This window comes from Cutibacterium nasicola (genome assembly GCF_051303185.1).
Taxonomy (GTDB): Bacteria; Actinomycetota; Actinomycetes; order Propionibacteriales; family Propionibacteriaceae; genus Cutibacterium.
In genome coordinates, this window is record NZ_JBPPGE010000003.1 from 1 (window position 1) to 18248 (window position 18248).

Below are 18248 nucleotides of genomic sequence, written 5' to 3' on the forward strand. Positions count from 1 at the left end.
CTAGGTGTAATCGCCGGACAGGTTAGGTACGCGGTCGGCGGGTGATTTGCCTTTGAGCGCGGTGTGTCCGCGGTGGTGATTGTAGTGGTGCAGCCAGCCGGGGAGTTCGGCCAGGCGGTCGGTCTCGCTGGCGTAGGGCCGTGCGTAGGCCCACTCGGCGACCAGGGTCCTGTTGAACCGCTCGACCTTGCCGTTGGTCTTGGGCGTGTAGGGCCGGGTGTACTTGTGCGTGATGTGGGTGTCTTTGAGTGCCTTGTTGAAGGCTTTGGACCGGTAGCAGGAGCCGTTGTCGGTCAGGACCCGCTTGACGGTGATGGCCTGGCTGGCGAACCAGGCCTGGGCCCTGGTCCACAACCCGGCGGCGGTGTCCTTGCGCTCATCGCTGAGGACCTCGACGTAGGCCAGGCGGGAGTGGTCGTCGACGGCGTTGTGGATGTAGTGATACCCACCCCCGCTGGCGGATCGGCCACGGTTGCGTACTCCTTGGGCGCGTCCGACCATGCGGTGGCCGCCGCCGTCGGGGATCCGGCCCAGCTTCTTGATGTCGAGGTGGACCAGTGAACCGGGGGTGTCGTGTTCGTAGCGGACGGGTGTGGGTTGGGCGCGTAGCCGGGCGCCGGTGGCCTTGTCGATCCAGGTCAGGGGTGGGCATCCGTAGCGTTGCAGGATCTTGCCGACGGTCGAGACGCTGAGGTGTTGGTGGCGTAGGTGGTAGGCGATGCGTGCTGGGCCCCACTGGTGGGTGATGCGCAATCCCACCACCCGTCGTTGCGTGCGACGGCAGACCCGTCGGGGCTGGTGGTGGGGTCGGCTGGAGTGATCACGCATTCCGGCCGGCCCGTGGGCGCGGTAGCGCTGTGCCCAGCGTTGGGCCGTGGTGACGCTGACGTTGAAGCGTTCGGCGGCCCGACGCAGGGGCCAGCCATCCTCGACGATGCAGCAGGCCAGGCGCAAACGTCCGGTTTCGGACAACGGGGCATTACGGTGGGTCATGAGGGCCTCTTGGGAGTCGTGCTTTGTGTGGTAGCAACACACTTCACCCAGAGGCCCTCGCCCGTGTCCAGCCAGAGCTGTCTCTGACCAGCCCGATGTACCTAACCTGTGTGGTGGTTACACCTAGATAGCCGCCGGGAAGAAATCGCAGGAAGGTGTTTGACTGCGCGACGACCATGATCAGGTAGGCAAGAGGGCCGCACAATGGCCCACTTTTGCGCGACAGCACCCCCGTGGCAAACAATGCGACACCGGTGCACAACAGGCAGGTGACCGAGAGCCCGATGAATGGAGACCACGTCCGCTGAAACCGCGCGGTCATTTCCGGTACTAACACGGAATCACCATCGGGTATTAATTCGACGGGAAGCGACCGCAGTATCCACCCCGTGAGCAGTGGAAGGGCAGCGGCGCACAGGCATATCCACAGCCCCATTGACCCATACCCAATTGCCCGGGAGCGAATCGAAGCTCTCTCGACCCACCCCATGCCCGACGAGACGCACCACATGATGATGACGCAACCGACCAGACTGGTCAGCTCGAGACCTGTCACAGGGCGATCCCACACGTCCCCCGATGCCACCAACAGACGCGTCTTCCACAGGAAAAAGGCCACGACAACGGCCGCAACCGGCACGGCAACAAGGGCTACGGCATGGCGCCCTTTCAGGAAAGTCACCATGCTCATCATCGGTGCAGATCGCTGGAGGTCAACGAACACCCCTCGATCGCCTGACGATGGTGCGTGTACCACTGGCGAAATGCGGTGACATCCATGCCGTCAAGGTCATTTCGTTCCGAACTTGGCGCATCATCATACTGAAATCCAGCCAGCCGAAGAATGGTGCGTTCCACGGAATTAACGCCGTCGAAGGCCTCGATCTGCTGGGGTGTCATCTCTGTAGAGAAAGTACATGCGTCTTGACCGGAAAAAGACTGAGCCAGACCCTGAGCCGTCATATCCGATAATTGTTGCGCAGAATCATATACGGTCGCATGTCCGAGATCCATGACGAACTGCTTGCTGCGTGCGTGGTATTCAGGCTCAGCAAGTAGGACGTCGTGCGGTACCGCCGTAGGCGGCATGACGGACACGACGCGCTGAACGGGTTGCGCGTAGGACAAGGCGAGACTGCGATGTGCCGGCATGACGCACACCCGTACGTCTTCGTGTGACGAACACTCGAAGGCCAGTGGCGCATCGCGGAACAACGGCACTGGCATGACGACCCCCAGGGCAGCGATGATGAGCGGTGGGGCGACCAGGGCCACACATGGCACCACCCGACGCCACGTAAAACCGCCGGAGCGAACCGTGGACCAACGGCTGGCAGCCAGGATGCACGAGACGAAGACGATGCAAAAGAAGATGGTGCGCATGGTCACGGCCGAGGCCGTGGCGGTGTGGTTGCCACTCGGCTCTGCCATGTCCATGGACCACGCGAAGGCCACCGAGCCATACCCGGTGTTGGCAAAGAGATTCTCGTTGACAAGGACCGGTATTCCGACCACAGCGATGCACACAACCGGCGCCACGGCGCGAGACGATCACGCCCGAAAAACAACCTCGTCCGCGGTGAAAACACCGCACTGGCATCCTCGACCAGCGGCCAAGGTCGATCAGTACAGCATTGCCGAGGCCGGGTCCGAGAGAATCTCCGCAACGTCATGGAGGAAGGTCGAGCCCTCCTCGCCGTCAATGAGGCGATGGTCGAAGCCGAGGCTCATCGTCGTCACCCACCTGGGCACGACATCCTCGTCATCACCGGTCCCGACGACCCACGGACGTCGAGCGATCGTCCCGAGAACGAGGATCGCCGATTCGGTGCGGTTGACGACCGGAGTCCCTGCGTCAAGGCCAAACACCCCAACATTGGTGATCGAGAAGGTGCCGTCGGTGTAGTCGGTGGGCTGGAGCTTGCCCTCCTTGGCGATGGCGACGATGCGGGTGATCTCCTCGGCCAGCTCGAGCATCGTCATGTCCTGGGCGTTGCGCACCACGGGCACCATGAGGCCGCGCGGGGTGGCCGCGGCGATGCCGAGGTTGATCTGGTCGCGGAAGACGATCTGGTCGGCGGCGTCGTCCCAGCGGGCGTTGACGACCGGGGTGCGTCCCATCGCCAGGCACACCGCCTTGCACCAGACGGTCAGCGGGGAGACGCGCAGTCCCTTGAACTTACGGTCGGCGCGCAGCCGGGCGACGAGGTCCATCGTCGGGGTGACGTCGCAGGTGAGGAAGGCCGTCACGAGGGCCTTGGTGTCCAGGGAATCCTTCATCGCCTTGGCAGTCACCTTGCGGACGCCGCGCACCGGGACCCTGCGAGTGTGGCCGTCAGGCTCGGTCGGGGCACCGCCGAGGAGACGACGAGACATCACCGACAGGGTCGCGAACTCAGCGTCGCCAGCAGAGGCACCGACGACAGGTGGTTCAGGCGCGGCTTGACGACCGGCCTCCGCTGCCGCCTTGACGTCGCTCCTCGTCACCGCCCCCTGCGGGCCGGTGCCCGTCACCGTCGAGAGGTCGATGCCGAGGTCGGCAGCCAGACGTCGAGCCGGGGGCTTGGCGAGGACATGCCCGGCGCGGTCCATGCGCGGCGGATCCTGGCGCCTGGGCTGTGTCGGCTGCACAGGTTCGGGAACGGGCTCGACATCAGTCTCTGGACCGGTCTTGAGGGTCGGCGTCTGGGGGGGCTTCTCGGGTGCCCTTTCAGCCGACACCGCGGCTCCCCTGCGACGACGGCGTCGACGTCCGGACTCCGCGGTCAGGTGACCGACGAGGAACTCCGGCTCCTCCTCGGGTTGGTCGTCGGAACCGTCGTCAATGGTCACCAGTGGCTCTCCCACAGCCACCGTCTCGCCGGGCTCGGCACACAGCTTCGCCACGGTCCCGGCGAAAGGGCTGGGGAGTTCGACGATCGACTTGGCCGTCTCGACCTCGCACAGCACGTCGTTGATCTTGACGGTGTCACCGGGAGACACCCGCCAGGAGACGACCTCTCCCTCGGTGAGCCCTTCGCCTGGGTCGGGCATGCAGTAGTTCTTCACGTGAATACCTCGTGATCGATGTCGGACGGACGGTGGTCAGTAGGCCAGGGAGCGGTCGACGGCGTCGAGGATTCGGTCGACGTCGGGGATGTGCTCACCCTCGGCCTTGGCTGGCGGGTACGGGGTCGACCACCCGGTCACACGCAGAACCGGGGCCTCCATGACGTAGTAGAGCTCCTCGCCCAGGCGTGCCGCCATCTCCGCGCCAATGCCCTGGGTGCGCGGTGCCTCCTGGACGACAATCGCCCTCGTCGTGCGCCGCACCGACTCATAGACGGTCTGCATGTCAAGCGGGGAGAGGCTGCGCAGATCGACAACCTCGAGCTGGCGTCCCTCCTGGGCAGCTTCCTCGGCAGCGTCCAGGCAGGTCTCTACGAGGGGCCCGAAGCACAGCAGGGTGGCGTCGGCACCGGTACGGACGATACGCGCCTCGTGAAGGCCGAGTTCAGGGGTCTCGGAGACCTCGCCGCGGGTGTAGTAGCGACGCTTCGGCTCGAAGAAGATCACCGGGTCGGGGCTCTCGATGGATTGACGCAGCATCCAGTAGGCGTCGTCAGGGTTCGAGCAGCTGACCACCTTGAGGCCTGGGGTGTTCGCGTAGAACCCCTCCGGGGACTCCGAATGGTGTTCCGGAGAGCCGACACCACCGCCGAACGGGATGCGGATCGTCACCGGCAGGGACCACCGTCCGCCCACGCGGGCGCGATACCTGGCCAGCTGGGAGACGATCTGGTCGAAGGCAGGGGCGTTGAAGCCGTCGAACTGCAGCTCGACGCAGGGACGGTACCCACGCATGGCCATGCCGATGGCGGTTCCGACGATGCCCGACTCCGCCAGCGGGGAGTCGATGACCCGACGGCCGCCGAACTGGGTCTTGAGGCCGTCGGTGATGCGGAAGACGCCGCCCAGGGTTCCGACGTCCTCCCCCATGATCACCACGTGATCATCGGCGGCGAGGGCGTCAGCCAGGCTCGCGTTGAGGGCCTTGGCCAGGGTGGTCTCCCCCTGTGGACGTGCACCGTTGTCGCTCATCAGTTGTCCTCCTCCCACGAGGCGATCTCCTCGGCGTCGGCCAGGACGTCGGGGGTCGGCTCGGTGTAGACGTCCGACATGAGCTCGGCCATGACGGGCGCGGGGTTCTCGTGGACAGCGGCGCGAACCTCGGCCCCGAAGGCCTCTTCGCGCTCAGCCAGACCGTCAAGCCATTCCTGGTCGATGACCCCACGATCCTGCAGGTAGGTCTGCAGCCTGACGATGGGGTCGGCCTTACCCCACGTCGACTCCTCTTCCGCGGTGCGATAGCGGGTGGGGTCATCGGTGGTGGTGTGAGCACCCATGCGGTAGGTCCACGCCTCGACGAATACTGGCCCCTTTCCACTGCGGGCATGGTCGAGGGCCGATCGCAGCACGGCCGTCATGGCGACGACGTCGTTCCCGTCCACCTGCACCGCCGGAATGCCAAAGCCGATCGCGCGGCGGAACAGGGACGTCGGGGACTGCACCGTTGTCGGCTCCGAGATGGCCCATTGGTTGTTGACACACACGAAGACCACAGGAGCGTTCATCGAGGCCGCGAACACGTAAGCCTCGTTCGTGTCCCCTTCGCTCATCGCCCCGTCACCGTGGAAGTCCAACACGGCAGCCCGAGCGCTTCCGGACTCAACGTCGCGCTGAATACCCATGGCGTACCCGACGGCGTGCAGGGTGCCCGACCCGATCATCACCGGGTAGGCGCTGAAGTGTGTGGCGACGGTGTCCCAGGCGCAGTGCGCCTTGCCACTCCACGAGTCGAGGATGTCTGCGATGCTGACCCCCATCGCATGAGCCAGGCCCTGCTCGCGGTAGGTCGGGAAGACCTGGTCCTCGTCACCCAGCGCCAGCCACGCACCCGCCTGGGTGGCCTCCTGGCCCATGTGCGGGGGCCACAGGCTGAGCTCTCCGTGACGCTGCAGGGCGGTACCTTCGACGTCGAGACGCCGGGTCATGACCATCATCTCGAGGGCCTTGACGAGGTCCTCGTCGCTCAACTCGACGGGGAAATCAGGGTGGGGGGTGAGGCGTCCCTGGTCGTCGAGGATCCGCACCATTGCAGGATCCGGACGACTGACGGGATGGTGTGTTGCCGGCGGGACGAATGGGTCCGCATCGCCTTCGTCGGCACTGATGTTCTCGGTCACATCTTCCTCCTGGTCGAGTGTTCCGTGCTTCATTCTGAACGCCGACTAGCCCAGTTCCAAACAGAACTTACCGTTCCGTAGGGAGCCAACAAGTATGAGGTTACCGTTCCGTAGGTTGTGTCCACGGTTTCGACCCCGGCCATCGGCCCTCACAAGCTCTTGCGTACTCTCAACTGGTGAGCAAAACAGTGGCGATCATCGGTGCCGGGATGACCGGTCTGGCAGCCGCACACCAGCTGCGGAGCCACGGTTGCCGAGTCGTCGTCCTGGAAGCAGGACCGAGTGTCGGCGGACAGGTCAGTTCCCGTCGGTTTGGGGCCGACATGGTCGAGATGGGAGCCGAGGCCGTACCGCTGCGTGCCCCAGGCGTCTCCGATCTGGTGTCGGAACTGGGGCTGACGGACTCGACGCGTCATCCCGCCCCCGGAGGCACCTTGTTGTCGAGCCGACGCGGGGTCGTGGAGATGCCGGCCGGAGTGACGCCGGTCGGCCCCACGAAACTCCTACCGACGATCACCTCGCGGATCCTCTCTCCCATCGGCCTGCTGCGAGCCGGCCTGGAGCCCTTCACCTCCCGCCCACACCCTGACGACGTCAGCGTCGGCCAGTTCATCGCGGAACGATTTGGTGACGAGGTCGGCCGAGCCGTCGTCGATCCCCTGCTGGGTGGCATTCACGCCGCCGACGTCGACGACTTCTCCCTCGCGGTCGCGGCTCCGGCCTTGAGGCAGACCGTCAGGAAGGGTGAGTCCCTCGTCACGGGGACCCTCAAACGCAATGCGGTCGCAACATGGTCGCGCATTCGTCATCGTCCTCAGCCCTCCGGACCCCGCACCCCTGCCACCGCGACATGGGAACGCGGTTTGGTGACGCTGCCGGAGGCGCTGGCTGGGGACCTCACCGTGCACACGAACACCCGTGCCACGGGAATCCGGCAGGTTGGCCATGAATGGGTCGTCACCGTCACAGGACCGCGAGGAATCGGATCAGTTGCCGCCGACGACGTCATCATCGCCACGCCCGCCAGGGTCGCTGCAGCTCTGCTGTCCACCGCACACCCCGATGCCTCGGAGTTGCTGTCCCGGTGTGAGAGCACCACGGTTGCCACGCTCGTGGTGCGAACTGACCAGGTGGATCACCCGATCGCCACGGCTCAGACGTGGTTCATCGGCTCGGAATGGTCCCCGTTGGTACGCCAGGTGACGAATCTCTCGACGAAGTGGCATCTCTCCGAGCCCACTCTCCGGATCGCCATGGGGCGTCACGGTGGAACCCCCATCGACGACCTCTCCGACGACGACCTCGTCACCATGACCATGGCTGAACTGGAGCGTCTAGGATTGAGTGTTCACCCTCACGACCACGTCATCGAGCGTCACCGTGGCGCCATGCCGCAGCCAGCCCCTGGCCACCGGGAGCGCATGGCCACGCTCGCCACCGTCCTTGACGACACCGGACTCCACGTCGGCGGGGCCGGGATCGACGGTGCCGGAGTCGGCACCGCCATCGTCGCCGGCCGACGTCTTGCCCGTCAGATCACCTCGAAGGAGGAGGAGAAGTGACCACTACCACTGATCAACCCGAGCGGCCAGTGCAGCCCGGACATCCGGGTGCGTCCGCGGGTCATCCTGCCGGGCATCCCGGTGGCCACCCAGGTGGACATCCCGGCCACGGCCCGCTCGTCCGCGAGATCAAGCACGACCTCAACGACAAGCCCTTCATCGTCATCTGGGAGGTCACCCGCGCCTGCGCCCTGGTCTGCCAGCACTGCCGCGCCGAGGCCCAGCACCACGCCGCCCCCGGCCAGTTGACGAACGCCCAGGGCCACGAACTCATCGACCAGCTGACGAGCTACGAGCGTCCCTACCCGATGCTCATCCTCACCGGTGGTGACTGCTTCGAGCGTCCCGACCTCGTCGACCTCATCGAGTACGGCGTCAGCAAGGGCCTGCACGTGTCAATCTCACCCTCGGTGACCCCACTGTTCACGCGTGACCGGGTCAAGACCGTGCAGGATGCCGGCGTCTCGATGATGTCGATGTCCCTCGACGGCGGCTCCCCTGCCACCCACGACGCCTTCCGCGGTTTCCCGGGAACCTTCGAGCGCACCGTCGAGGCCTGCCACATGCTCAACGACCTCGGCATGCGCTTCCAGCTCAACACGGTGTTCACCGCCAAGAACATCCACGAAGCACCGCAGATGCTCAAGAACGCCATCGACCTCGGTGCGTTCATGTTCTACACGTTCATGCTCGTTCCGACCGGACGCGGCGCCCAGCTCGACATGCTGTCACCGCTGGAGCGTGAGGACGTCCTGTACTGGCTGCACGACAACTCCACGCGCATCGCCATCAAGACGACCGAGGCGCCTCAGTATCGACGCATCGCCTTCCAGCGCGAGGCTGTCCGTCAGGGCAAGGAGCGACCGGTTCGCCACGGCGAGCTCTACGAGTGGCTGACCCGCGAGACCAACGAGCTGCTCGGCGACGTCATCGAGGACCCACGCCCCCCGCGTACTCCACTGGCCATCAACTCCGGGTCCGGATTCGCGTTCATCGACCACACCGGCGACGTGTACCCGTCGGGATTCCTGCCGATCCACTGCGGGTCGATCAAGGAGAAGCCCTTCCCCGAGATCTACCGGACCTCCCCGGTGTTCCAGGGACTTCGCAACCCGAACGGGTTCTCCGGCAAGTGCGGAGCCTGCAACTTCAACCACTTCTGTGGTGGATCTCGTTCGACGGCCTACGCCATGACCGGGGACTATCTGGCCTCCGATCCGTCCTGCGCCTACGTGCCGCCGGGCTACCACGGAGAGCTGCCGGAGGGGGTACCCGTCGAGGGACTTCCGAGAGTCTGACCAGGACATGTCCATGAGCGAGACGCCGTGGCGACGTATCGGGCAGATGAATTCCTCATGACGAAGTTCCTCAGGCCCCTTGCGAGCCCGGCCAACAATGGGCGAGGCTAGGCGTGTATGCCTTTGGGTACACATGAATATTCGGACGAACCCCAGGGAGAACCTATGAATCACCGACGCAGGGCCCGAATTACCAGCCTGTCGGTGCTGTGTGTGGTCGGGATGAGTGGCAGCTTCATTGCCAACCCGGCCTCTGCCGCACCGAGCGCAAGTGGCGCCCCGGCCGCGCCGGTCGCATCATGCAACGGCGACAAGAACGTCGACATCTTCAACTTCAACGACTTCCACGGTCGCATCGCCACGGGTGCTAACCTCTTCACCCCCGTCGTTGAGGCGCGCAATGCCAACGGAGCTGACAAGGTTCTGTTGCTGAGCGCCGGAGACAACGTCGGTGGCTCGACCTTCGAGTCCGGCTCCCTCAACGACGAGCCGACCATCGCCATGCTGAACGCTGCGGGCGTCGAGGCCAACGCCGTCGGCAACCACGAGTTCGACAAGGGCTGGAAGGATCTCGCCGAGCGCATCATGCCGCACACCGAGAGCCCCTACCTGGGTGCCAACGTCTACGAGAAGGGCACCAAGAAGGTTGCCGCTCCCCTCAAGGCGTCGACCGTCATCGTCAAGGATGGTGTCCGTATCGGCATCGTCGGAGCCGTCACTCATGACCTCCCCTCCTTGGTCTCCCCCGCCGGCATCTCCAACCTCACCATCGGTGACCCGGTCAAGGCCGTCAACGCCGAGGCCAAGCGTCTCAAGAGCGAGGGCCTGGCTGACGTCGTCGTCGCCGAGTACCACGAGGGCGCTGCTGACGGTTCCGCCGATCCGGCCAGCCAGGGCGGTAACTTCGCCCCGATCTACGCCGACACCTCCTCCGACGTCGACCTGGTCTTCAACGGCCACACCCACCAGGTGTACTCGTGGAAGGACAAGGCCGGCGCCCCACTGCTGCAGGCCGGTTCCTACGGCGCTCACCTGGCCAAGGTGAAGGTGGCCTGGGACTCCGAGCAGAAGAAGCTCTGCTCAACCGATGCCTCGCTCATCGATCCGGCCAAGGCCCCAGCAGATGACCCGACCATCGCCAAGATCACCTCAATTTACGAGGACGCCAAGGCCAAGTCGGATCAGGTAGGCGCCACCGTCATCGGGCACGAGACCGCTCCGATCACCACCCCGTCGAACGAGACCGACCAGACGTTCGGCGCCAACGTCCGTGACCGCGAATCGACGATGACCAATATGGTCGCTGACATGTTCAAGGACACCCTCGGCAAGGACGACCCCAACTTCATCGGTCTGCAGAACCCCGGTGGAACCCGCGCCTCCCTGCTCGAGAAGGACATCACCTACAAGCAGGCCGCCCAGGTGCTCCCCTTCGCGAACACGCTGATGACCACCAAGATCACCGGCGCCCAGTTCAAGAAGACGCTGGAGCAGCAGTGGCAGCGTGATGGCAAGGGCGAGGTCCCGTCGCGTCCGTACCTGCAGCTCGGCGTCTCGAAGAACGTCACCTACACCTACGACGAGTCCCGCAACGAAGGTGACCGCATCACCTCCGTCTGGATCAACGGCAAGCCGATCGATCCCCAAGGCACCTACACCGTGGGTTCCGGTTCCTTCCTCATCGCCGGTGGTGACAACTTCACCGAACTCGCCAAGGGATCCAAGCCGGTCGACACCGGAAAGATCGACCTGTCCGCCTGGGTTGACTGGATCAAGGCTCAGAAGACCCTCAAACCTGACTTCGCCAAGCGTGCCGTCTCCCTGACGACCTCCCTCAAGGAGGGCATGTCCAAGGATGCCACCTTCACCATTGGCAAGCCGGCTGACAAGGCAGTTGCCCCCGACACCGTCGACTTCACCTCGAAGGGCTCCGTCGTCAACAAGACGATGAGGGCTCAGATCGTTCAGGGTGACAAGACCGTCGACGTCGCCACCGTCCCAGTCAAGGACGGCTCGTCCTCCGTGACCGTCAAGGTGCCGACCGCCAAAGGCCTGGTCAGCGGTGAGGCCACCATCGTCTTCACCTTCCCGGATTCCGGCACCACGGTGCGCTTCGCCGCCAAGCTGTCAGTACCGTCCGGCGATCAGCCTGGTGGCGCTGTGATCCCGGCCCCGAAGCCGGGTCAGCCTGGCACCTCGGGCCACGACGTCAACTCGGGAACGCCCGGATCCGGTGACGCCCCCAGCACCGGCAAGCCGGGCCTGCCGAGCACTGGCGTCTGACACGGATCGACACAACCTCGCACTGAGCAACCCCGGTCTGGGAGAGATCCCGGGCCGGGGTTGCTGTGTGTTCCCGCTTCGCGACTCCTGCCAGACCTCGTGGAGCTCGGCGTAGCGTCCGCCCTGGGCCTCGAGTTCGGCCGGGGATCCGTCCTCCTGGATCTGGCCGTGTTCCAACACGAGTACCCGGTCGACGGTCTCCACCGTCGGCAGGAAGGCGAAGACCACCATCGCGGTGAGCTGGTTCTGGCGGACTGGTTCAACCCTCGAAAGACGGGGTTGAGATGCACCTCACTCAGGAATTCATGGTTCGAGGACATTGCAGGTTCACGTGTTGGTCTGGCATTCGAGACAAGAAGAGCCGATACCTCCCGCTGATCGGCCAAATCTGCCAAGAATTGAGGATGGTGACGTTGCCATCACCACATGAGGGACGATTTTTGGCAGATTTGGCTGATATGACCTACTCCGCTCAGCATCACGGAGCTGCCAGGAATGGCGCTGCTAGCGTTCACACCATCGAATCGAGGCATGTCCTGGCATTTCCTGGTTCGCCGCGAGTACAAACCCCCGCAGACTCCTCCCCGCACCAGGCAGACTGGACCCACCGATCATGGAAGGAACCCCTGTGAGCAACCAGAACACACCCTCCGTCATCTTCGTGTGCTGGGGAAACATCTGTCGTTCTCCGATGGCCGAATTCGTTGCCAAGAAGGTCTTTGCCGACGAGGCCTTGGCCGCCCGCATCACCAGCGCAGGTGTCAGCGATGAGGAGCACGGCGGTCCGATGGACTCGCGGGCCCGGTCCGTCCTGAAGTCCCACGGCTACCCCTGCTCGGGCCACTGCGCTCACCAGATCAACGAGTCCGAGATCATGTCCGCCGACCTCGTCATCGCCGCCGAGCCGCGCCACGTCCAGATGATGAAGCAGATGGTCCCCGACGCTGACAACCTCCGTCTCATCCGCGACTACGACCCCGACTGCAGCCCCGGCACCTCCCTGCCGGATCCCTGGTACGGTTCGACCGACGGGTTCGAGAACACCCTCGATGCCATTGAGGCCGCAATGCCTGGAATCGTTGACGAGGTGCGCTCACTGGTCTGATCAGTTCTCCGCCATCGCGCTGGTCGCCACAGACCCATCGACGCTGCACTATAGGCTGTCCCCATGAGTTTGTTCTTGGTCGGCGGAGGATACGACGACTCACTGGTGGAGGTCTACGACGAGTTCGTCTCCCAAGCCCGCCATCACAATGCTGACGCTCCGATTGCGGTAGTCGTGACCGGTCCGGCCTCCGAGTCCGCCGCCGAGTCCGCCGCCGAGGCCGCCGAACTGACGCACATCGTCACCTCCCGGTGGGTCGACGCGAACATCCTCACCATCCACCTCGATGGCCCGGGTACCGCTCCGACGATGGGCGATCCGACCACCCCGGTGTGGGCCGAGGACGAGTCCTTCCAGCTCCCCGACAATCTCGACACCGTTGCCGGCATCATCGTCGGCGGAGGCGCCGTCCCCAGTTACATCAACGGTCTTGCACCAGCCGCCGAGCAGCTCTCGACGCTGGTGCGCGGCGGTGCTCCGTGGCTGGGCTTCTCGGCCGGTGCGATGGCCCCGTGCGTCACCGCTCTGGCAGGGGGCTGGAAGTTGCAGGGACGCCAGGTCGGCCAGCAGGCAGGTGCTGAGGGCTTCGACGACGTCACCGTCATGGAGGGCCTCGGCTTGGTCAGCCTGACCATATCCACCCACAACGACACCCTGTCCGGCGATGGCCTCATCATCTCGGGCGTCGAGTCCGGCCTGCTCCCCAACGCCGTTGCCGTCGACGAGGCCACCTGCCTGCGCATCGACGCCTCGACCGGCCACACCAAGGTGATGGGACGTGGCTTGGTTCGATGGTTCACCCGCGAGGTCAACGGAGTTCTCGTCCGCTCCCAGCGCCCCGTCCCCCCGGAAACGACTCCGGCTCCCCACAAGCCCCGCTTCGAGGGTCTGGCAAAGGTGGCCGCGGCGACCCGCGCCGCCCACGACAAGGAAGAACGCGAGAAGGCGGCCCGGCAGCGTGCCGAGAAGAGACATCGCGCGCGGACGTCAACGTCTGTTGATGACGAGACCAGGACTTCCGAGGACTCCGCCATCCCCGAGGACGCACCTGCATCCGCAGGCACCACCCAGGCCCCCGAGTCAGTACCCGAGCAGACCCCCGCCTCACAGCCGACGGCGGAGGACGTCAAGCCATGAGCATGCACATTCTCGTCGTTGATGACGACCGCGCGGTGCGGGAATCCCTCGCTCGATCCCTGCAGTACAGCGGCTACGAGGTCGACAGTGCTGGTGACGGTGTCGAGGCCCTTGCACACCTGTCCGGCAGCCACCCTGACGCCGTCATCATGGACGTCATGATGCCGCGCCTCGACGGTCTCGAGGCCACCCGGATGCTGCGCAGCAACGGCAACGACGTCCCGATCCTCATCCTCACCGCCCGCGACGCCGTTGACGACCGTGTTGATGGCCTGGATGCCGGTGCTGATGACTACATGGTCAAGCCCTTCGCCCTGGACGAGCTGCTGGCCCGTCTACGGGCCCTGACTCGCCGTTCCCGCCCCGAGCCGGAAACCGCTGAACCTCCCGAGCAGCTGTCCTTCGCCGACCTCACCCTGGACCCAGGGACTCGCGAGGTCGCCCGCGGCGGTCGCCGCATCAGCTTGACGCGCACCGAGTTCGCCCTGCTCACCGTCTTCCTCCAGAACCCGGAGAAGGTTCTGGAACGCTCGTGGCTGCTGCACGAGGTGTGGGGATTCGACTTCCCGACGACCGCCAACTCCCTCGAGGTGTACATCGGCTATCTGCGCCGCAAGACCGAGCACGATGGTGAGCCGCGTCTCATCCACACCGTGCGCGGCGTCGGGTACGTGTTGCGGGAAGCGAATTCGTGATCCGTCGGTGGTGGCGGAGGCTGCTGGATTGGCGTCCACGTCCGCTTCGCATGACGATGGGGCGCCGGGTCAGCCTCCTGGTGTCGATCTCGGTCGTCGTCGCGGTGGCATTGACCTCCCTGTCTGCCTGGCTCATGACGCGCATCTCGCTGTACAGCGAGCTGGACCAACAACTGACACGGATGGCCACCACCATCTCACCGAGCGTTGCCGCTGATCCTCAGAACCTTGGTGGTTTGGAGGCCAGCTCTCTGGCGGCCACGAACACCACTCTCATCCTGGTGCGCGCTGACGGCCAGGTAGCTACAGCCCCTGGGGCTGAGGTCACCGTCACCACCGGGGCCCAGGAGCTTGCCGTCGCCCGTACCGGAACGGGTGTCAAGGCCCGCACCGTCATGGACTCCCACGGAGTTCCGGTCCGCATTGTCGCGATCCCGTTCACCTCGGACGGGGTGCACTACGCCCTCGTCACAGGCCAGGACCTCACCGGCACCAAGGCCACCCTGGGATCACTGTGGATCGTCCTGGTCGGCACCAGCCTGGTCGGCATCGTGCTGACGGCCATCGCCGGATACGTGGCCGGAGACTCTGCCACCCGACCACTACGCGACCTCTCCCGGGCCGTCCACCGAGTGACGGCAACCGACGAGCTCAGCCCCATCCCGGTTCGCTCCCATGACGAGCTGGGAGACCTCGCCCTCTCCTTCAATGCCATGCTGTCGTCCCTGTCGAACTCGCGGGAACGCCAGAAGCAGCTCATCGCTGACGCCTCCCACGAGCTGCGCACCCCGCTGACGTCCATGCGCACCAATGTCGAGCTGCTCATCGCTGACCAGAACAGCCACATGCTCCCCGATCAGGCCCGCAGCGAGATCCTTGACGACGTCGCCGCTCAGCTCGGTGAGTTCTCCAGCCTCATCGGCGACCTCGTCCAGCTCTCACGTGAGGACGCCCCTCCCCCGCGGCCGCAGTATTTCGACTTGTCAGATGCGGTGTCCAAGGCAGTTGAGAGGGGACGCCGACGCGGCCCGAACCTAGAGTTCAACGTCCACCTGGAGTCCCATCCGGTACTTGGTGACGAGGCGACTCTCGAGAGGGCGGTGACGAACCTGCTCGACAACGCGGTGAAGTTCTCCCCCACCGGGAGCACCGTGACGGTCACGATGGAAGGTGACACCATCGTCGTCAGCGACGAGGGGCCGGGTATCGACGAGGCGGATCTGCCACACATCTTTGACCGGTTCTACCGCTCCGACCGAGCCCGCAATACCCCCGGCACCGGCCTGGGCCTGTCGATCGTGGCGCACACCATCACCAGCCACCAGGGCTGGATCAAGGCGTCGCGAGCCCCCAGTGGTGGTGCCATGTTCACCATGTACCTACCGCGTCAGGAACCCCCGGCTGAGGAGCCGACGGCCTCCTGACGACCTGGCTCGCCTTGGCCGCTCAGGTCCCTCACCATCGTGGCCAGCAACTAGGAAGGTCAGTGGTAACGCTACTCATCCACACCTGCCTCGAACTGGGAGTTGTCCACAGAATACCTGTGGACAACCGTCGTGGCTGGGGAAAACACATCGATGTTTTTCCCACAGCAGGGTCTGAGACCAGTGGACGAGTCCTCAATCCCCCCGTGACACCACCTCGGCATCTACGCTGCGTGCACGATCAGTCACGTCGTCGATCAGCTCCGTCCCACTCTCGTCATCCACGGTGGAGCAGGCAATGTTCCACCGCGATCGGGAAAGGATGCCGAGAGGTTCCGGTGGTTGTTACGCCACGCTTTCGACGCTGGCCAGCACGTTCTTGACGCCGGTGGGCCAGCCCTTGACGCCGTCACAGCCTCCGTCGTGGCAATGGAGGACCACCCGCTCTTCAATGCCGGACGAGGTGGGGCCCTCACCGCGAACGGGACGGTTGAGACTGACGCCGCCGTGATGACCGGTGACGGGTGTGCCGGAGCAGTGTGTTGTTCACGTCATGCCCGCAACCCGATTCTTCTGGCCCGCGCCGTCCTCGCCACGTCGCCCCATGTCCTGCCAACCCACCCAGATGACCTCTTCGACCTCGTCGGGGTCGGGACTGAGCTCAACGAATTCCTCGGGCAGGGACAAGCGGGCAACGACGACCGGGCACAGCTCGTCCTCAACGATGCCGCTGGAGTCGGTGGCGCGGTAGGAAAAGTCAGGTAGGGCGACGCGCATCCGGCACGGATCGAGGTCGAGGCCGAGCTCTTGGTGGGTACGACGCACCGCCGCGTCGATGATCGTCTCGCCGATCCGCGGATGCCCACAGCAAGCATTCGTCCACACTCCCGGCCAGGCCACCTTCGTCAGGGATCGTCGGGTCAGGAGCACCCGCCCGCCGACGTCAAGGACGTGGCAGGAGAAGGCCAGATGTCGCGGGGTGTGTTGGCTGTGGACGGTCGCCCGAGGAGCGGTTCCGACGTGGTTGGCATCGTCGTCGAGCAAGATGACGAGATCGTCGTGAACGGAATCCGTGCCGCAGGAGGCCACGCCCTCATTCTCGCCACCATGATGACTCATGGCGTCAAGCTACCAACAACAGCGACTCCGCGAGGTCAAATGCGCCCAGGGAGCTCGACGTTGGCACAAGGCAGCTGCGAAGGCACCATTGAGATGCTGTATTTCGCCGATCATCCACCTCCGATGGGAGAACCATGCCGCACATCCTCGACGTCATCCTCATGGCTGGCCTCACCATGCGTGCGGTCGCCGGGTGGAGACGCGGGACCATCGTCGGAATGGCCAGTCTCATCGGGTTGGTCCTGGGGGTGTGGGCCGGCCTGTGGACCTCCGGCGTGGTCGCTGATGAGTTCTTTGACGAGAACTGGACCTGGCTGACCGCAGGTGCGGTACGCATATGCATCATCGTCGTCGCCGTCGAACTCATCCATGCCATCTGCGTCCACACCGCCCAACGCCTGCGCCGCGTATCCGACTCAGTTGGACTGGGCAACGTGGACCGCTTCGGCGGCTCGGTGCTCAATGTCATCGCAACAGCCCTTGTCGTGACGGTGGCGGCGACCACCCTCTCCCCCATCCTGCCGCCGCCATGGACCGAGGCCGTCGATGAATCGTCCGTCATTGCTCAGACCAACCGCGTCATCCCGGAGAGGGTCAACGACGCCGCGGCCCGACTGGTGGGACGGGCCGCAGACACCTTCCCGAGGGTCTTCGCCGGTGACGCCCCCAGCCTGCCCGCATCGGCTCCTGCCGATGACGCCGTCACCACTCCTGGGGTGCGGCGCGCAGCCCAATCCATTGTCAAGGTGCGGTCGCGGGCGCCACAGTGTGACAGGGCATCCGAGGGCACCGGGTGGGTGAGTTCCCGTCACCGGGTGGTGACGAACGCCCACGTCGTCGCCGGGTCCGAGCACGTCACCGTGCAGGTCGGCGGGGCCGGCGCCCGGCTGCGGGCCCGCGTCGTCTCCTACGACCCCGACACGGACCTGGCGATACTGGCAGTTCCCGATCTCGACGCCCCGGCCCTGACGATGGCGTCGAGTGTGGGCGACGGAGAGTCGACGATCGTCGCAGGATTCCCTCTCGACGGCCCGTACACCCTCGAGGCCGTGACGGTACGCGGGTCAATGCTGGCTCGCGGCGAGAACATCTACGGCACTGGCGCCGTCGTTCGCGAGATCCTTTCCCTGCGCGGTACGGTGCGCCCGGGCAACTCGGGTGGACCGCTGCTGACGACCGACGGCAAGGTTGCCGGGACGATCTTCGCCCGGTCCACGACCCAGCCGCAGACCGGATATGCGCTGTCGAACAACCAGACTCGCACGTTCATTCGTGGTGGGGTCAACGCCAACACCGCGGCATCGACCGGCCGATGCATCGTTGACTGAACCGGCGTCACCAGCTTTGGGCGCCCAACGTTCCCGCCTCGGGACGGCTCCGCGCACGTTTGCCGTCCTGACCTCTCGA

At 65.1% G+C, this 18248-nt stretch carries 13 protein-coding genes and 3 pseudogenes; 9 read left to right on the forward strand and 7 right to left on the reverse strand.

Going from position 1 to position 18248, the window contains the following annotated elements:
* The 6 genes and pseudogenes from ACSJJT_RS05720 to ACSJJT_RS05745 form a co-directional block, all read right to left on the reverse strand.
* Complete coding sequence (locus ACSJJT_RS05720) at nt 1–993, reverse strand: IS481 family transposase (RefSeq protein ID WP_435916977.1); 993 nt, start codon at nt 991–993, stop codon at nt 1–3.
* Between the two features lie 115 nt (nt 994–1108).
* Nucleotides 1109–1687: pseudogene (locus ACSJJT_RS05725) on the reverse strand (hypothetical protein); the annotation flags it as partial.
* Nucleotides 1684–2532, reverse strand: a pseudogene (locus ACSJJT_RS05730) (ABC transporter permease); the annotation flags it as partial. The pseudogenes ACSJJT_RS05730 and ACSJJT_RS05725, both read right to left, overlap by 4 nt.
* Before the next feature lie 84 nt (nt 2533–2616).
* Nucleotides 2617–4026 (reverse strand): dihydrolipoamide acetyltransferase family protein, encoded by a 1410-nt coding sequence (locus tag ACSJJT_RS05735; protein ID WP_435917673.1) that lies wholly within the window; start codon nt 4024–4026, stop codon nt 2617–2619.
* A gap of 51 nt (nt 4027–4077) precedes the next feature.
* Nucleotides 4078–5073, reverse strand: coding sequence for an alpha-ketoacid dehydrogenase subunit beta (locus ACSJJT_RS05740; protein WP_435917409.1), 996 nt, complete (start codon nt 5071–5073; stop codon nt 4078–4080).
* Nucleotides 5073–6128, reverse strand: a complete 1056-nt coding sequence (locus ACSJJT_RS05745; RefSeq protein WP_435917674.1) for a thiamine pyrophosphate-dependent dehydrogenase E1 component subunit alpha — start codon at nt 6126–6128, stop codon at nt 5073–5075. Before ACSJJT_RS05745 ends, ACSJJT_RS05740 begins: the two co-directional genes overlap by 1 nt.
* 299 nt (nt 6129–6427) lie before the next feature.
* Between ACSJJT_RS05745 and hemG the strand changes: the two genes are divergently transcribed.
* The 8 genes and pseudogenes from hemG to ACSJJT_RS05785 form a co-directional block, all read left to right on the forward strand.
* Nucleotides 6428–7780 carry a protoporphyrinogen oxidase gene (gene hemG / locus ACSJJT_RS05750; protein ID WP_435917676.1) on the forward strand — a complete coding sequence of 451 codons (1353 nt, stop codon included), beginning with the start codon at nt 6428–6430 and terminating at the stop codon, nt 7778–7780.
* Entirely contained in the window at nt 7777–9078 is a 1302-nt protein-coding gene (locus ACSJJT_RS05755) for a TIGR04053 family radical SAM/SPASM domain-containing protein (protein ID WP_435917410.1), read from the forward strand. Before hemG ends, ACSJJT_RS05755 begins: the two co-directional genes overlap by 4 nt.
* A 165-nt stretch (nt 9079–9243) precedes the next feature.
* Nucleotides 9244–11361 carry a bifunctional metallophosphatase/5'-nucleotidase gene (locus tag ACSJJT_RS05760; RefSeq protein ID WP_435917411.1) on the forward strand — a complete coding sequence of 706 codons (2118 nt, stop codon included), beginning with the start codon at nt 9244–9246 and terminating at the stop codon, nt 11359–11361.
* 628 nt (nt 11362–11989) lie between these two features.
* Complete coding sequence (locus ACSJJT_RS05765; RefSeq protein ID WP_445439686.1) at nt 11990–12466, forward strand: low molecular weight protein-tyrosine-phosphatase; 477 nt, start codon at nt 11990–11992, stop codon at nt 12464–12466.
* Between the two features lie 63 nt (nt 12467–12529).
* Nucleotides 12530–13603 (forward strand): type 1 glutamine amidotransferase family protein, encoded by a 1074-nt coding sequence (locus ACSJJT_RS05770; protein ID WP_435917412.1) that lies wholly within the window; start codon nt 12530–12532, stop codon nt 13601–13603.
* 2 nt (nt 13604–13605) lie between these two features.
* Entirely contained in the window at nt 13606–14298 is a 693-nt protein-coding gene (locus tag ACSJJT_RS05775; RefSeq protein ID WP_435917680.1) for a response regulator transcription factor, read from the forward strand.
* A gap of 50 nt (nt 14299–14348) precedes the next feature.
* Nucleotides 14349–15722 carry a HAMP domain-containing sensor histidine kinase gene (locus tag ACSJJT_RS05780; protein WP_435917682.1) on the forward strand — a complete coding sequence of 458 codons (1374 nt, stop codon included), beginning with the start codon at nt 14349–14351 and terminating at the stop codon, nt 15720–15722.
* Nucleotides 15723–16001: 279 nt separating this feature from the next.
* Nucleotides 16002–16274: pseudogene (locus tag ACSJJT_RS05785) on the forward strand (isoaspartyl peptidase/L-asparaginase); the annotation flags it as partial.
* On the opposite strand, the gene idi reads toward ACSJJT_RS05785, so the two are convergent.
* A complete protein-coding gene (gene idi / locus ACSJJT_RS05790) occupies nt 16269–16841 on the reverse strand; it encodes an isopentenyl-diphosphate Delta-isomerase (RefSeq protein WP_435917413.1) in 573 nt (190 codons plus the stop codon). The pseudogene ACSJJT_RS05785 and the gene idi overlap by 6 nt on opposite strands.
* Nucleotides 16842–16975: 134 nt before the next feature.
* On the opposite strand from idi, the gene ACSJJT_RS05795 reads away from it, so the two are divergent.
* Nucleotides 16976–18169, forward strand: coding sequence for a MarP family serine protease (locus tag ACSJJT_RS05795; RefSeq protein ID WP_435917414.1), 1194 nt, complete (start codon nt 16976–16978; stop codon nt 18167–18169).
* The last annotated feature ends 79 nt before the right edge of the window (nt 18170–18248 follow it).

Excerpts from the sequence above, each read along its gene's own strand:
- ACSJJT_RS05720 (WP_435916977.1), bottom strand. The coding sequence starts at position 993 with ATGACCCACCGTAATGCCCCGTTGTCCGAAACCGGACGTTTGCGCCTG.
- ACSJJT_RS05795 (WP_435917414.1), top strand. The coding sequence starts at position 16,976 with ATGCCGCACATCCTCGACGTCATCCTCATGGCTGGCCTCACCATGCGT.
- ACSJJT_RS05780 (WP_435917682.1), top strand. The coding sequence starts at position 14,349 with ATGACGATGGGGCGCCGGGTCAGCCTCCTGGTGTCGATCTCGGTCGTC.
- ACSJJT_RS05745 (WP_435917674.1), bottom strand. The coding sequence starts at position 6,128 with ATGGTGCGGATCCTCGACGACCAGGGACGCCTCACCCCCCACCCTGAT.
- idi (WP_435917413.1), bottom strand. The coding sequence starts at position 16,841 with ATGAGTCATCATGGTGGCGAGAATGAGGGCGTGGCCTCCTGCGGCACG.
- ACSJJT_RS05735 (WP_435917673.1), bottom strand. The coding sequence starts at position 4,026 with ATGCCCGACCCAGGCGAAGGGCTCACCGAGGGAGAGGTCGTCTCCTGG.
- hemG (WP_435917676.1), top strand. The coding sequence starts at position 6,428 with ATGACCGGTCTGGCAGCCGCACACCAGCTGCGGAGCCACGGTTGCCGA.
- ACSJJT_RS05770 (WP_435917412.1), top strand. The coding sequence starts at position 12,530 with ATGAGTTTGTTCTTGGTCGGCGGAGGATACGACGACTCACTGGTGGAG.
- ACSJJT_RS05775 (WP_435917680.1), top strand. The coding sequence starts at position 13,606 with ATGCACATTCTCGTCGTTGATGACGACCGCGCGGTGCGGGAATCCCTC.
- ACSJJT_RS05760 (WP_435917411.1), top strand. The coding sequence starts at position 9,244 with ATGAATCACCGACGCAGGGCCCGAATTACCAGCCTGTCGGTGCTGTGT.
- ACSJJT_RS05740 (WP_435917409.1), bottom strand. The coding sequence starts at position 5,073 with ATGAGCGACAACGGTGCACGTCCACAGGGGGAGACCACCCTGGCCAAG.